Genomic DNA, 13,613 nt, shown 5'->3' with positions numbered 1-13,613 from the left:
CCATGCTTCACAGCACTGACCGCCCGGCCTGCACGGGTTCCCAAAACCCTCAAGGGCTGGAACAATGCGGGCCTTCGTGTCGAGATGTTTTTCCGGGGAGTGGCGGGTGCAGATTCAGGGTCATTACGAGCTTAAATTCGAAGCGGTACGTGAGGCGTTTGCGGCCCTCTTCGACGATCCTCAGGAACGCGGCGCAGCATTGTGCATTCAGATCGGCGGCGAAACGGTCGTCGACTTGTGGGCCGGTACGGCGGACAAGGACGGTAGCGAAGCCTGGCACAGCGATACCATCGCCAACCTGTTCTCCTGCACCAAGACCTTTACCGCCGTGACGGCCCTGCAACTGGTTGCCGAAGGCAAGTTGCAGCTCGATGCGCCGGTTGCCCGGTACTGGCCCGAGTTCGCCGCGGCGGGTAAGGAGTCAGTCACCTTGCGCCAGCTGCTCTGCCATCGGGCCGGCCTGCCGGCACTGCGCGAGATGCTGGCACCCGAAGCGCTGTACGACTGGCAAACCATGGTCGATGCACTGGCTGGCGAAGCGCCTTGGTGGACACCGGGCGAGGGGCATGGTTATGCCGCGATCACCTACGGCTGGTTGGTGGGGGAGTTGCTGCGCCGTGCCGACGGCCGGGGGCCGGGCGAGTCGATCGTGGCGCGTATTGCCCGTCCATTGGCGCTGGATTTCCACGTCGGCCTGGCCGATGAAGAGTTTCATCGCGTGGCGCACATCGCACGCGGCAAAGGCAATGTGGGGGATGCTGCCGCGCAGCGCTTGCTGCAAGTGACCATGCGTGAGCCCATGGCGATGACGACGCGGGCCTTTACCAACCCACCGTCGATCATGACCAGTACCAACAAGCCGGAATGGCGCCGGATGCAGCAGCCGGCGGCCAATGGCCACGGCAATGCGCGTAGCCTGGCCGGGTTCTACAGCGGTCTGCTCGATGGTAGCTTGCTCGAAAGCGACATGCTCCAGGAACTGACCCGCGAACACAGCCTGGGTGAAGACAAGACGTTACTGACCCGGACCCGCTTTGGCCTGGGTTGCATGCTCGATCAACCGGACGTTGCCAACGCCACCTTCGGCCTTGGCCCTCGGGCGTTCGGCCATCCGGGGGCGGGCGGCTCCGTCGGATTTGCCGACCCGGAACACGATGTCGCCTTCGGTTTTGTCACCAATACCCTCGGGCCGTACGTCTTGATGGATCCACGTGCGCAAAAGCTGGTGCGGGTTTTGTCCGAATGCCTGTAAATAGAGTTGCCGTAGGTGCTTTTTCGATAAAAAATGCCGGGTAACTTTCCATGTTTCAAAGCGTCTGATGTATACGGGTCGCAGCGACCCACAGCTATTTATCTCATTTTGTGGATATCCCATGTCACCGAACAAATCTCTAGCCTTGGCACTGTGTCTCAGCATCACTGGTTGTGCACAGACCCCACAAAATGACGCAGACGGTGGCCACTGGTGGTCATTGGGTTCCGGTCCCGACAAGGTCGCGGGCAAAGACACTGCCAAGCAGGACGTCAAAGCCGATCCCAAGACCGCCAGTGCGCCGGCTCCTGCCAGCACTGCAACCAGCACTGCCAGCAAGGCCAAGCCTGGCGTAAGCGCTGCAGCGCCCGCGCCGGCTCCGGCAGCAACCCCGATGCCGGTCGCCAAGGCCCAGGACACGGGCAGCAGCTGGTGGCCGTTCGCCTCCTCGGCGTCCGCCGACAAGGTACCCGCCTCGGAAATCAAGGTGCTGGCGCCAATCCCTGCCAGCACGTCCGCCGCAGCGGCGGCCAAGGCCGATTCCGAAAGCAAATGGTGGTGGCCGTTCAACGACCAGCCAAAAGCGGTGACCAAGGCAGACATCAAGGATGTTCCGATGCCTGATCCGAAAATCACCCAGGCCTGGCTGGACGACTACGAGCCACGCCTGCGCAGTGCCATTCAGGACAAGCGTTTGCAGGTAGAGCGTCGCGAAAACGTGCTGGTGGTGATCGTGCCGATAGACGAAACCTTCAACCTGAAACGGCCGACCATGCTGCTGCCATCGACGCTGGGTCCGTTCTCCCGGATTGCCAAGCTGGTGGAAGGCGATACCAAGACCTCCGTCCTGGTCCTTGGCCATGGCGACTCCTCAAGCGCCGCCTCATCGGCACAAGCGTTGAGCAAGGATCGTGCGACCTCCGTGGCGTCGATCTTCAGCCTTGGCGGCTTGAAGCGTGACCGCCTGATGTTGCGTGGCATGGGCGACCTGATGCCGCGTGCCGCCAATGACAGTGTTCAGGGGCGTGCCTTGAACCGTCGTGTGGAAATCGTGTTGACCCAGCGCACCACCATGTTGGCGTTGCTGAGCAAGTACAGCCAGCCAACCCCGCCCGTCGCTGAAATGGTTGCGGTACAGAGCGCGAAGCCTGCGACAGCAGCGTTGAGCGATAAGAAAGCCGCGCCCGTGAAGAAAACCGCTGCGACGAAAAAGGCACCGGCCAAAAAAGCCGCGCCCGCCAAGAAGCAGCCGGCCAAGACCACCGCTGCGGCGAAAAAGCCAGTGACGTCGACGGCTGATGCAACGGCAAAGAAAGCCAGCGGCCAGTAATCAGGCCAGGAACTGATTGATCAAGCACAAGGAAAATGCGATGACCCGGGCTCTGGCGGATATGCGCCGCGACTACACCCGCGATGGTTTGACCGAGGCTCAGGCCCCGACCGAACCGTTCGCGTTGTTTCATCAGTGGTTTGCCGAGGCGGTGAAGACCGAACAACCTCCGGTCGAGGCCAACGCCATGACCCTGGCCACTGTTGATGCGCAAGGTCGCCCGCATTGCCGGATCCTGCTGCTCAAGGGGCTTGATGATCAGGGTTTTACCTTCTTCACCAACTACGACAGTGCCAAGGGTCAGCAACTGGCGGTCAACCCGTTTGCCGCCATGACCTTCTTCTGGCCGACCCTGGAGCGCCAGGTACGGATTGAAGGGCGCGTGGTGAAGGTGACGCCCCAGGAGTCCGATGCTTATTACCAGGTGCGGCCAATGGGCAGCCGCCTGGGTGCCTGGGCATCTCCCCAGAGCCAGGTGATCGCGGATCGCGCCGAACTGGAAGAGCTGCTCAAGGTTACCGAGCAGCGCTTCACTGATACTCAACCGCATTGTCCGGAGCACTGGGGCGGTTATCGTTTGCTGCCAGAGCGCATCGAGTTCTGGCAAGGCCGTCCGAGCCGCCTGCACGACCGTTTGGACTACCAACTGCAAGACGGCGGCTGGGGCCGTGAGCGCCTGGCCCCCTGAATCCTCTACCGGGCTGGGTAGGTGGCTGCGGCCGCCTCCAACCACTTTGGCAGGTCCCTGCGTTTGATCTTCTGCTGCCGGGCGTTGTCCAATTGCTGCAGCATGAAGACTTTTTTCTGTTCGTCGTTGCCCGCCAGCGCCAGTGCCAGGTCGCGGTCCATCCAGCGTTTGATCCGTACATACAGCCACCCGTGGAAGTACAGGCCGGCAACGGTGGTGACGACAATGATGAAGTAGTCCATGAAAGTCCTTGGGTGTTGCGGCGCAGGTTCTGAAAATGACCGCTGCTGTATGAGGCGTTCTCGGGTGCGGCTGTACTGGGCCTGAATGAAACCACTTTTATCCGGGCGGCGTCGTGACAGGCGTCAAGCTGCGGAGTTTAATGAATACTGATCCTTTGGAGTTGATGCTATGCGTAAGTCTGTTCTGTTGGTTGCTTCCTTTTCCACGATGGCGATGTTGCTCACGGGCTGCCAGTCCAGCCTGACGGGTGATTCCTATTCCCGTGACGAGGCACGTCGGGTGCAGACAATCCGCATGGGGACCATCGAAGCCCTGCGTCCAGTGAAAATCGAAGGCACCAAGACCCCAATCGGCAGCATTGCCGGTGCGGCCGTCGGTGGCGTCGGCGCCAGCTCCATCGGTCAGGGCAATGGCAGCATTGTTGCCGGAATCATCGGCGCGGTCGCTGGCGGCTTGATCGGTTCGGCTACCGAAGAAGGCCTGACCCGTACCCAGGGCGTGGAAATCACCGTGCGTGAAGACGACGGCAGCATGCGCGCCTATGTACAGCAGGTTCAGGCGAACGAAGTGTTCCGTGTCGGCGAGCGCGTACGTATTGCCAGTGTCGACGGCACCAGCCGCGTAACGCACTGAGTTCCAGGCGCTCAAAACAAAACCCCGATCAGGTGACTGGTCGGGGTTTTGTGTTTTCAGTTGCTTGCAACGCTAGCGGCTTACGAGGAAATCGCCGGGCGCTTGCGACTGGCCATGGCCGTTACCGTGTAACCGATCAGTGCGGCGAGGATCGAGCCGGTCAGGATGCCCATGCGGTCCATGCCGGCGTATTCGCTGCTGCCGGGCACGAAAGCCAGCGAGCCGACGAACAAGCTCATGGTGAAGCCGATACCGCAGAGAATCGCGACACCCAGTACCTGGCCCCAATTGGCACCGGCTGGCAGGGCGGCGATGCCGGTTTTCACCGCCAGCCAGGACAGACCGAGTACGCCGACGGTTTTCCCCAGCAGCAAGCCAATGGCGATACCCATTGGCACATGGTGGGTGAAGCTTTCAACCGTGACACCCGCCAGCGGTAGGCCGGCGTTGGCGAATGCGAACAGCGGCAGGATGCCATAGGCGACCCACGGGTGCAGCGCGTGCTCCAGGCCCAACAGCGGTGACGGCTCGGCATTCTTGGTGCGCAACGGTATGCAGAATGCCAGGGTCACGCCGGCCAGAGTGGCGTGGACTCCACTCTTGAGCACGCAGACCCACAGGATCAGGCCGATGATCATGTACGGCCCCAGCTTGACCACCCCCAGGCGGTTCATCGCCACCAGTGCGGCAATACAGGCGGCGGCCAGCATCAACGACAGCGTCGAGAGGGCGCCTGAGTAGAAGATCGCAATGATGATGATTGCACCCAGGTCATCGATGATGGCCAGGGTCATCAGGAACAGCTTCAGCGACACCGGTACACGTTTGCCCAGCAGGGCGAGCACGCCCAGGGCGAAGGCGATATCGGTGGCGGTTGGAATCGCCCAGCCATTGAGCGCGGGAGGATTGTCCTTGTTGAGGAACCAGTAGATCAGTGCGGGTACGAGCATGCCACCAATGGCGGCGGCTCCCGGCAGTACGATCTGCGAGGGCTTGGACAAATGCCCTTCAAGGACTTCGCGCTTGACCTCAAGGCCAATCAGCAGGAAGAACAGCGCCATCAGGCCGTCGTTGATCCATAACAACAGGGGCTTGGCGATTTTCAAGGCGCCGATCTGGGCGACCACGGGGGTCTCCAGCAGGCCGTTGTAGAGCCAGGACAGGGGTGAGTTGTTGATGATCAAGGCAAGAACTGCAGCGGCAATCAATAACAGACCGCTGGCAGCTTCCAACTGAAAGAAACGCGTGAAAGTGCTACGCAGAGGCAAGGTCGCTCTCCATCTATAGATTCAAAAGGTGGAACACCCTAACCCGTACGGTTAGTTGTTAAAACAAAAGTTATATTCTTTTTTGTTATATGCCGTTACAACAGTGCGCCGACAGAGCCTAGCAGTTGCCTGGTGTATTGAACTCCAGCTGTACCTGTGCGTTATGCAGGTTTTTTCCTAAGCTTGAAGGCTGAGCCTTTTGACCAGGCCAGACCGCGCCTGTTGTCACCGCCAGGTTTCCCTACGGCCAACCGATTCAATGAGAAAAAGACCATGAGCGACAACCGACAGTGGGCCCGCGAAGCCATCCGGATCATCGAAGCCGACTTCCAGCGCAGCGCCGACACGCATTTGATTCCCTTGCCGCTGCCAGGCCTGCCGGGCATCGAGTTGTACTTCAAGGATGAGTCCAGCCACCCCACGGGCAGCCTCAAGCATCGGCTGGCGCGTTCGCTGTTTCTGTATGCGCTGTGTAATGGCTGGCTCAAGCCGGGCGCGCCGGTGATTGAAGCGTCCAGCGGTTCGACGGCGATTTCCGAGGCTTACTTCGCGCGATTGCTGGGCCTGCCCTTTATTGCGGTGATGCCGGCGACGACGTCCCCGGAAAAAATTGCGCAGATCGAGTTCTATGGTGGAAAAAGCCATCTGGTGCAGGACCCGACACAGATCTACGCCGAGTCCGAGCGTCTGGCGCGCGAGCATGACGGGCATTTCATTGACCAGTTCACCTATGCCGAGCGCGCCACTGACTGGCGAGCCAACAACAACATTGCCGAGTCGATCTTTCAGCAGATGCGCTTCGAGCGTTATCCCGAGCCGAGCTGGCTGATTTCCAGCCCCGGTACGGGCGGCACCACGGCAACCCTGGGGCGTTATGTGCGTTATCGCCAGCACAGCACTCGCGTGTTGTGTGCCGATGCCGAGCGTTCAGTGTTCTTCGATTACTACCAGAGCGGCGATGCGAGCTTGCGCCTGGATTGCGGTTCGCGCATCGAGGGTATTGGCCGGCCACGGGTGGAGGCCTCGTTCATGCCGAAGGTGATCGATGCGATGGTCAAGGTGCCGGATGCCTTGTCGCTGGCGGCCATGCATTACCTGGCGCAGCGCCTGGGGCGGCATGTGGGCGGCTCCAGCGGGACCAACCTGATTGGTGCCCTGATGGCGGCGCAGCAGATGACGACGGCAGGGGAGAGTGGTTCGATCGTGGCGATCCTGTGTGACAGCGGTGAACGCTACGCCACCACTTACTACGACCAGGACTGGTTGAAAGCGCAGGGGTACGAGTTGAGCGGTTTGATCGCGGCCGTTGCGGCCAGTGTCGAGCGTGGCGAGCCGTTACCGGCCAGCGTGTTACGCGCCAATATCTGACTCACCCAAGATCAAATGTGGGAGCGGGCTTGCCCGCGATGACGGATGAACATTCAACACCTGTGTTGATTGATCCACCGCTTTCGCGGGCAAGCCCGCTCCCACTGGTTCTGCTTTGTCTCAGTGACTGCGTGTCAGGCTTCGATTCCGAGAATATCCCGCGCCACCGCTTCGGCGATGCGAATCCCGTCCACGCCCGCCGACAGGATCCCGCCGGCGTAACCAGCGCCTTCACCGGCCGGGAACAGGCCTTTGACGTTCAGGCTCTGCATCGTTTCGTTGCGGGTGATGCGCAGCGGTGACGAGGTGCGGGTTTCGATCCCGGTCAGTACGGCGTCGTGCAGCGAGTAGCCGCGAATCTGCTTCTCGAACGCCGGCAGGGCTTCACGAATGGCTTCGATGGCAAAGGCTGGCAACGCCAGTGCCAGGTCACCCAGCGCCACGCCGGGCTTGTAGGACGGTTCGACACTGCCCAGGGCCGTCGATGGTTTGCCCGCAATGAAATCGCCGACCAGTTGGGCTGGCGCTTCATAGTTGCTGCCACCGAGCACAAACGCGTGGGACTCCAGGCGCTCCTGCAATTCGATCCCGGCCAGCGGGCCGCCCGGATAATCCACTTCCGGGGTGATGCCCACCACGATCCCGGAGTTCGCATTACGTTCGTTACGCGAATACTGGCTCATGCCGTTGGTGACCACACGGTTCGGTTCCGACGTTGCCGCCACCACCGTACCACCCGGGCACATGCAGAAACTGTAGACAGAACGACCGTTCCTGGCGTGGTACACCAGTTTGTAGTCGGCGGCACCGAGCTTCGGGTGGCCGGCGTACTTGCCCAGGCGCGCGCTGTCGATCAGCGATTGTGGGTGCTCGATACGGAACCCCACCGAAAACGGTTTGGCTTCCATGAACACGCCACGGCCGTGGAGCATGCGGAACGTGTCGCGGGCGCTGTGGCCGAGGGCCAGGACCACGTGCCGGGAGCGGATCTGTTCGCCACCGGCCAGCTCGATGCCGGTCAATTGGCCGTCTTCGATCAGGACGTCGGTGACCTTCTGCTGGAAGCGTACTTCGCCACCCAGTGCACGAATCTGCTCGCGCATGTTTTCGACCACACCGGTCAGGCGGAACGTACCAATGTGCGGCTTGCTGACGTAGAGGATTTCTTCCGGCGCGCCGGCCTTGACGAATTCATGCAGGACTTTACGGCCGTGGTGCTTGGGGTCCTTGATCTGGCTGTACAGCTTGCCGTCGGAGAACGTCCCCGCGCCGCCTTCACCGAACTGCACGTTGGATTCGGGGTTGAGTACGTTTTTGCGCCACAGGCCCCAGGTATCCTTGGTGCGCTGGCGTACTTCAGTGCCACGCTCGAGAATGATCGGCTTGAAGCCCATCTGTGCCAGCACCAGCCCGGCAAAAATCCCGCACGGGCCGAAACCGACCACCACCGGCCGCTCGTTCAGGTCTTCAGGGGCCTGACCGACCACCTTGTAGCTGACATCCGGCGCGGTGTTGACGTTACGGTCATCGGCAAACTTGAGCAGCACCTTCGCTTCGTCGCGCACGCTGAGGTCGATGGTGTAGATGAAGCACAGTTCGGAGGACTTTTTCCGCGCATCGTAGCTGCGCTTGAACAAGGTGAAGTCGAGCAGGTCATCACTGGCGACGCCCAGGCGCTGCACGATGGCAGGGCGCAGGTCTTCTTCGGGATGGTCGATCGGCAACTTGAGTTCGGTGATTCGTAACATGACAGGGTCCAATTCGCGGGCGCACCAATGCGCCAAGGCGTTTCACAAACCGTCGATTATAAGCCTCAAAGGCCGGTTCCAGTGAGGCTAAAACAGCAGCTCGTCGAATCAGTCGCTGCGGGCACCACCGAAATACGCACAACCGCGCTGAACCTGGCCGTTGACCCGCAGTTCGGCGCTCATGGACTGGACGCTGGGCAGGGTCGGGTCAACGCAACGCTGTGGGGCGATCCAGAGTTCGACATGCTGGTTGTTGGCTTCGCTGCTGAGGTTGAAGCGGCCGTCACCGACTTGTTCTTCCAGGTAGGGCAAGGCCAGTGCCGGTTGCCCCGCGCGTTCGATGACCATGCCCTTGCCCGTCACGTTGACGCTCCAGCCGGGGGTGTTGCCGCTGGCCCGCAGGATCAGGCGCTGGAAGTCGGGGTTGTCGCAGGATGCGCCCAGGCGTTGCAGGCGATACAACTGCTGGACGTCGAGTTGTGCCTGATTGCCGGAGACGGTGGCCGATGGCACCCGCCCGCGCAGGTCGGCAAACACTTTGTGCTGGGTGCCGGCCAGCGTTGCCGCTTCCTGCAGGATGCTGGTGGCGCCCGCGTCATTGACGAGGTACTGGCGGTTTTCCTGGCACGGCGAAAACACCAGCTTGCCATTGGCCATGCTCAGTTCGCCCTGCATGCGGGTCAGGCCGGCCGTGGAGGGCGCCTGCGGCGAACTCTGGAGCAACTGGCATCCGCCGAACAAGGGCAGCAGGGCGACAAACATCAGGGAACGGGCAGCACGCATCGATGGCTCTCCAGGCAAGTGCCGTCACGTTACGCAGGCTGACCGTTCATCACAAGGGCCGATTAACCGACGTGAAACACCTGGCCGGTCTGCAGGCCCTCCACGCTCTTGGCGTAGGCCAGCCCGACATCGGCCCCCGATACCGGCTTGTAACCCCGGAAATACGGGGCGTAGCTGCCCATGGCTTCGACCAGCACGGTAGGGCTGACCGAGTTGACGCGCAGGCCACGGGGCAACTCGATGGCGGCGGCGCGTACAAAACTGTCCAGTGCCCCGTTGACCAGGGCGGCCGATGCGCCGCTGCGGATCGGGTCATGGCTGAGGATGCCGCTGGTGAAGGTGAACGACGCGCCATCGTTAGCGTATTCGCGGCCGATCAACAGCAGGTTGACCTGGCCCATGAGCTTGTTTTGCAGGCCCAGGGCAAAGCTTTGTTCGCTCATTTCCTCCAGGGGGGCGAAGGTGACGCTGCCGGCCGCGCAGACCAGCGCGTCGAACTTCCCGGTTTTTTCAAACAGGGCACGGATCGACGCGCTGTCACTGATATCGACCTGAAAGTCGCCGCCATTGCGACCGATGCGGATGATTTCGTGGCGCTGTGACAGTTCTTTGTCGACTGCCGAACCCACGGTACCGCTGGCGCCAATCAAGAGAATTTTCATCGTGCTGTTTCCTCGAGTAAGTGAACGAGGTTTTAGTCTAGAGTGGTTTTTTCTGTTGATAAGCGAGCTAATAGGCAACCTTTGGTTTTCAAAAGGAAACAATCCATGAGCGAAATGGATGATCTGGCGGCCTTCGCGGTGTTGATCGATGCTGGCAGCTTCACCTTGGCGGCGCAGCAGCTAGGGTGCAGCAAGGGGCAGTTGTCCAAGCGCATCAGCCTGCTGGAGGCCCGGTTCAACGTGGTGTTGTTGCAACGCACCACGCGCCGCCTGAGCCTGACGGCCGCGGGAGCGGCGTTGTTGCCCCAGGCGCAGGCCCTGGTGGTCCAGGTCGAGCGGGCGCGCCAGGCCTTGGCGCGGCTGAAGGACGACATGGCCGGTCCGGTACGCATCACCGTGCCGGTATCCTTGGGCGAGACGTTTTTCGATGGCCTGCTGCTGGAGTTCTCCCAGGAGTATCCCCAGGTCCAGATCGAGCTTGAACTCAACAACAGCTACCGTGACCTGTCCCGCGACGGTTTCGACCTGGCGATCCGCTCAGAGGTGGCCAACGACGAACGCCTGGTGGCCAGGCCGCTGTTGGCCTGGCACGAGGTGACCTGTGCCAGCCCAGTCTATCTGGAGCAGTTCGGCGAGCCTCGGACGCCCGCGGACCTGGCCGAACATCGGTGCCTGCTCAACAGTCATTACAGCGGCCGGGAAGAGTGGCTGTACCACCAACGACACGAGTTGTTGCGAGTACGAGTGGGCGGACCCTTTGCCAGCAATCACTACAACCTGCTGAAGAAAGCCGCACTGGCCCATGCCGGCGTCGCGCGGCTGCCTTCCTACCTGCTACAGGCGGAACTGGCGGATGGCCGCTTGTGCTGGCTGCTACGCGACTACCAAACCCGCAGCATGCCGATGTACCTGGTGCATCCGTATCAGGGGGGGCTGCCCAGGCGCACGCAAGTGTTGGCCGATTACCTGATTGGCTGGTTCAAGCGCAGCGGCGAAGCGCTCGATAGCCTTCAGCGATAACGCCTGGCAATCAGGTGGTCGATCGACAGCGTGCCCGGGCCGCTGGCCATCAGGTACAGCAGGACTGCCGCCCAGGTGCCGTGGGTCGGGTAGGCATCGGGGTAGACGAACAGTTGAATGGTCAGGGTCATCCCCAGCAACGCCAGTGCCGAGAAGCGTGTGGCCAAGCCCACCAGGATCAGGACTGGAAACAGATGCTCGGCAAAGGCCGCCAGATACGCGGCGATTTCCGGCGATAGCAGGGGGACGTGGTACTCGCTCTGAAACAATGGAATAGTCGAGTCGGCGAGGTGCGGCGCGCCGAGTTCAAAGGTGCCGTCGATCAGGTCGATCGCCAGCCCCTCGACCTTGGTTTGCCCCGACTTCCAGAACACCGCGGCAATCGAGAACCGTGCGATGAAGGCGATCAGTCCCTGTGGAATTCTACTCAGCCACTCGATGGCGCGCTCGACCAGGCGGGCAACAGGGTTGATGTGTTCGCGGTGGGTGCTCATGGCGATACCTTGTCGTGTTGTTGCAGATGGGTAATGGCGTTACGGCTGATCAGCAGCACCAGGCATTGGCTCAGGTCGAACGCCGGTGCAATATCCAGGGCCCGGACGACGGCTTGCTCCAGGCAATCACCGGCTTGCAGGCGTTCGATGAAGCAGGCAGCCCCCTGATCGATGGCGAACACTTCGACCTGCAGGCCGTTGCGCAGGATCAGGGCACACTGCTCTTGGTAGGGCGCCAGGCTTGCTGGCAAGTCGTCGCCCTGATGGGCGTTCCACACGCTGACCAGCGCATAAGGTGAGCAGAGGGTGAACAGTGACGGGTGCAACTGAATCCGCAACTGCGCCAAGGTATCGGGCTCATTCAGGACGGCGGCGAGCTGCATCGGGTCGATGCCGGCGGCATCGGCTGCGTGATAAGCGTTGATCCGCAGCCGCTCCAGGCGGGCAACATCGGCCAGGTACGGCACGCCGGCCGCAGGTGCAAACCCCTGGATGAAGTCGGCAAAGTCATGGCCGTAGTCATTGATCACGGCATGGCGCGGGGGAGCGCCTTGAACATAGGCGCGCGCCATGGCTCGGAAAAACTCGTCACCGACCAACTGCAAGACCACCGGATAGCTGTCCGCCAGAGCGTTGATCAGCGAACTTTGGACGTTGTTCCGATAAACCGCGAAGCGACTGTCGGGGGCGGCGCCGTTGCTGCTGAACAATCCGGATGGGCAGGCCAGCGATGGATCCAGCAGCGCGGCGGCGAAGGTGGCTTGATTGCTCATGACCGGGCTCCGGCGCAACGCAGCATCCCATCCGCCTGACGGGCTTCGTCGCACAGGACTGACAACGCCGGGACCTGATGGTCGCGTTCGATCAGGGTACCCACCGGACCGATGCGTTCCAGAACCTGCTGATACAGGGTCCACACGGCGTTATCGATGGACGCGCCGTGATCGTCGATCAGCAGGCGGTCACCCAGGTTGTCGGTGTCTTCGGCAAACCCGGCCAAGTGAATCTCTCCCACCGCGTGCAGTGGCAGGGCGTCGATATAGGCCAGCGGGTCGCGCTGGTGATTGATGCAGGACACATAGACGTTGTTTACGTCCAGCAACAGGCCGCAACCGGTGCGGCGTACAACGGCGTTGATGAAATCGGTTTCGCTCAGGCTCGCGTGGCGCCATTGCAGGTAGGTGGCGGGATTTTCCAACAGCATCGGACGTTTCAGCCGGTTTTGCACCTGATCGATATGCTCGCAGACACGGTTGAGGGTTGATTCGTCGTAGGCCAGTGGCAACAGGTCATTGAGAAATACCGGGCCATGGCTGGACCAGGCCAGGTGTTCGGAAAATGAATGGGGTTGATAGCGCTCGATCAACCCGGCGAGGCGCTCGAGATGCCGGGTGTCGAGTGGGCCTTCGGCACCGATCGACAGGCCGACGCCGTGCAGCGACAGCGGGTATTGGTCGCGGATCAGGCCCAGGTAGTGATGAAAGGGGCCGCCGGCAACCATGTAGTTTTCAGCGTGGACCTCGAAGAAACCGATGTCCGGTGATGAGTCGAGCACTTGGGTGAAGTGCTCGCTCTTGAGTCCCAGTCCGGCGCGGGGCGGGAGCTGGTTTGCGCCTGCCTGGGCAACGGGCCGGGTGGAGTGTACGGGTGAGGTCGGCATCATCAGTGCTCAGGCAGGTACGGCAATTACGACTTGGCTTTGAAGGCGGCCAATTGACCAAAGCCGGTCGACGACGTGGAGCTGGCGGTCTTGTCGCAGGTACCTTTTGGCACCAGTTTCCAGGCGTTGGCCTGGTGATCGACCTTCGAGGTGCCGGCGCAGGTGGTGCCTGCACCTGCGGCGCAATCGTTCTTGCCTTTCATGGCGACGCCAAAGCACTTCTCCATGTCGTCGGCCGCGTGGGCGATTGTCGGCAAGGTGGTCAGGCTCAGCGCGGAACCCAGGGCCAGGGCCAAGGTGGCGGCGGACAGGGTGCGAGTGGTAGCGGTCATGGTGTTTCTCCAGCAGTGAGTGGGACAAGGAAGCGTCTGTGCTTGCTTATCCCAGTAGAGAAAGCTCACTGCGATTCGTTACAGCGCAGGCCAAAAAAAACGGCCCGAAGGCTAATGCCGATCAGTTAAGCC

15 protein-coding genes are annotated in these 13,613 nt (G+C 61.4%); 6 read left to right on the top strand and 9 right to left on the bottom strand.

Features of this window, described 5'->3' with window-relative positions:
- Positions 1-106: 106 nt before the first annotated feature.
- The 3 genes from CKW25_RS02210 to pdxH all read left to right on the top strand — a co-directional run bounded on the left by CKW25_RS02210 (position 107) and on the right by pdxH (position 3,270).
- A complete protein-coding gene (locus tag CKW25_RS02210; protein WP_095077404.1) occupies positions 107-1,252 on the top strand; it encodes a serine hydrolase domain-containing protein in 1,146 nt (381 codons plus the stop codon).
- Between the two features lie 121 nt (positions 1,253-1,373).
- Positions 1,374-2,582, top strand: a complete 1,209-nt coding sequence (locus tag CKW25_RS02205) for an OmpA family protein (protein WP_095077403.1) — start codon at positions 1,374-1,376, stop codon at positions 2,580-2,582.
- 40 nt (positions 2,583-2,622) lie between these two features.
- The gene (gene pdxH / locus CKW25_RS02200; RefSeq protein WP_095077913.1) at positions 2,623-3,270 is read left to right on the top strand and encodes a pyridoxamine 5'-phosphate oxidase; all 648 of its coding nucleotides are present in this window, start codon (positions 2,623-2,625) and stop codon (positions 3,268-3,270) included.
- 5 nt (positions 3,271-3,275) lie between these two features.
- Here pdxH and CKW25_RS02195 read toward each other — a convergent pair whose 3' ends face one another.
- Entirely contained in the window at positions 3,276-3,512 is a 237-nt protein-coding gene (locus tag CKW25_RS02195; protein WP_095077402.1) for a hypothetical protein, read from the bottom strand.
- A gap of 169 nt (positions 3,513-3,681) precedes the next feature.
- Between CKW25_RS02195 and CKW25_RS02190 the strand changes: the two genes are divergently transcribed.
- Positions 3,682-4,146, top strand: coding sequence for a glycine zipper 2TM domain-containing protein (locus CKW25_RS02190; RefSeq protein WP_095077401.1), 465 nt, complete (start codon positions 3,682-3,684; stop codon positions 4,144-4,146).
- Between the two features lie 80 nt (positions 4,147-4,226).
- Here the strand turns inward: CKW25_RS02190 and nhaA are convergent, their stop codons facing one another.
- On the bottom strand, positions 4,227-5,414 hold the full coding sequence (nhaA, locus tag CKW25_RS02185) for a Na+/H+ antiporter NhaA (protein WP_095077400.1): 1,188 nt from the start codon (positions 5,412-5,414) through the stop codon (positions 4,227-4,229).
- A 273-nt stretch (positions 5,415-5,687) separates the two neighbouring features.
- Here nhaA and CKW25_RS02180 point away from each other — a divergent pair, with 273 nt between their 5' ends.
- Positions 5,688-6,782 carry a PLP-dependent cysteine synthase family protein gene (locus CKW25_RS02180; RefSeq protein WP_095077399.1) on the top strand — a complete coding sequence of 365 codons (1,095 nt, stop codon included), beginning with the start codon at positions 5,688-5,690 and terminating at the stop codon, positions 6,780-6,782.
- Positions 6,783-6,916: 134 nt separating this feature from the next.
- On the opposite strand, the gene CKW25_RS02175 is transcribed toward CKW25_RS02180, so the two are convergent.
- The 3 genes from CKW25_RS02175 to CKW25_RS02165 all read right to left on the bottom strand — a co-directional run bounded on the left by CKW25_RS02175 (position 6,917) and on the right by CKW25_RS02165 (position 9,975).
- Positions 6,917-8,530: an NAD(P)/FAD-dependent oxidoreductase gene (locus CKW25_RS02175; protein ID WP_095077398.1), complete on the bottom strand. Its 1,614-nt coding sequence runs from the start codon at positions 8,528-8,530 to the stop codon at positions 6,917-6,919.
- A 108-nt stretch (positions 8,531-8,638) separates the two neighbouring features.
- Positions 8,639-9,313, bottom strand: coding sequence for a COG3650 family protein (locus CKW25_RS02170; protein WP_095077397.1), 675 nt, complete (start codon positions 9,311-9,313; stop codon positions 8,639-8,641).
- Positions 9,314-9,375: 62 nt separating this feature from the next.
- Positions 9,376-9,975 (bottom strand): short chain dehydrogenase, encoded by a 600-nt coding sequence (locus tag CKW25_RS02165; RefSeq protein WP_095077396.1) that lies wholly within the window; start codon positions 9,973-9,975, stop codon positions 9,376-9,378.
- Positions 9,976-10,080: 105 nt separating this feature from the next.
- Here CKW25_RS02165 and CKW25_RS02160 point away from each other — a divergent pair, with 105 nt between their 5' ends.
- Positions 10,081-10,995 carry a LysR family transcriptional regulator gene (locus tag CKW25_RS02160; protein ID WP_095077395.1) on the top strand — a complete coding sequence of 305 codons (915 nt, stop codon included), beginning with the start codon at positions 10,081-10,083 and terminating at the stop codon, positions 10,993-10,995.
- Here the strand turns inward: CKW25_RS02160 and CKW25_RS02155 are convergent.
- The 4 genes from CKW25_RS02155 to CKW25_RS02140 are packed head-to-tail and all read right to left on the bottom strand — an operon-like array spanning position 10,986 to position 13,481.
- A complete protein-coding gene (locus CKW25_RS02155) occupies positions 10,986-11,489 on the bottom strand; it encodes a DoxX family protein (protein WP_095077394.1) in 504 nt (167 codons plus the stop codon). The genes CKW25_RS02160 and CKW25_RS02155 overlap by 10 nt on opposite strands.
- Complete coding sequence (locus CKW25_RS02150; protein ID WP_095077393.1) at positions 11,486-12,262, bottom strand: DUF2063 domain-containing protein; 777 nt, start codon at positions 12,260-12,262, stop codon at positions 11,486-11,488. The genes CKW25_RS02155 and CKW25_RS02150 overlap by 4 nt, the downstream gene beginning before the upstream one ends.
- Complete coding sequence (locus CKW25_RS02145) at positions 12,259-13,152, bottom strand: DUF692 domain-containing protein (RefSeq protein ID WP_095077392.1); 894 nt, start codon at positions 13,150-13,152, stop codon at positions 12,259-12,261. Before CKW25_RS02145 ends, CKW25_RS02150 begins: the two co-directional genes overlap by 4 nt.
- A 23-nt stretch (positions 13,153-13,175) precedes the next feature.
- A complete protein-coding gene (locus tag CKW25_RS02140) occupies positions 13,176-13,481 on the bottom strand; it encodes a DUF2282 domain-containing protein (protein ID WP_095077391.1) in 306 nt (101 codons plus the stop codon).
- Between the last annotated feature and the right edge of the window lie 132 nt (positions 13,482-13,613).

The sequence above is a fragment of the Pseudomonas sp. Irchel s3h17 genome (genome assembly GCF_900187505.1).
Classification (GTDB): domain Bacteria; phylum Pseudomonadota; class Gammaproteobacteria; order Pseudomonadales; family Pseudomonadaceae; genus Aquipseudomonas.
Note: the sequence above shows the minus strand (reverse complement) of the source record. Positions and strands in the feature narration are given on the sequence as shown.

Bases quoted from the DNA above. Each gene is read 5' to 3' on its own strand.
- CKW25_RS02205 (WP_095077403.1), top strand. From the start codon at position 1,374: ATGTCACCGAACAAATCTCTAGCCTTGGCACTGTGTCTCAGCATCACT.
- pdxH (WP_095077913.1), top strand. From the start codon at position 2,623: ATGACCCGGGCTCTGGCGGATATGCGCCGCGACTACACCCGCGATGGT.
- CKW25_RS02195 (WP_095077402.1), bottom strand. From the start codon at position 3,512: ATGGACTACTTCATCATTGTCGTCACCACCGTTGCCGGCCTGTACTTC.
- CKW25_RS02190 (WP_095077401.1), top strand. From the start codon at position 3,682: ATGCGTAAGTCTGTTCTGTTGGTTGCTTCCTTTTCCACGATGGCGATG.
- CKW25_RS02180 (WP_095077399.1), top strand. From the start codon at position 5,688: ATGAGCGACAACCGACAGTGGGCCCGCGAAGCCATCCGGATCATCGAA.
- CKW25_RS02175 (WP_095077398.1), bottom strand. From the start codon at position 8,530: ATGTTACGAATCACCGAACTCAAGTTGCCGATCGACCATCCCGAAGAA.
- CKW25_RS02170 (WP_095077397.1), bottom strand. From the start codon at position 9,313: ATGCGTGCTGCCCGTTCCCTGATGTTTGTCGCCCTGCTGCCCTTGTTC.
- CKW25_RS02165 (WP_095077396.1), bottom strand. From the start codon at position 9,975: ATGAAAATTCTCTTGATTGGCGCCAGCGGTACCGTGGGTTCGGCAGTC.
- CKW25_RS02160 (WP_095077395.1), top strand. From the start codon at position 10,081: ATGAGCGAAATGGATGATCTGGCGGCCTTCGCGGTGTTGATCGATGCT.
- CKW25_RS02155 (WP_095077394.1), bottom strand. From the start codon at position 11,489: ATGAGCACCCACCGCGAACACATCAACCCTGTTGCCCGCCTGGTCGAG.
- CKW25_RS02150 (WP_095077393.1), bottom strand. From the start codon at position 12,262: ATGAGCAATCAAGCCACCTTCGCCGCCGCGCTGCTGGATCCATCGCTG.
- CKW25_RS02145 (WP_095077392.1), bottom strand. From the start codon at position 13,152: ATGATGCCGACCTCACCCGTACACTCCACCCGGCCCGTTGCCCAGGCA.
- CKW25_RS02140 (WP_095077391.1), bottom strand. From the start codon at position 13,481: ATGACCGCTACCACTCGCACCCTGTCCGCCGCCACCTTGGCCCTGGCC.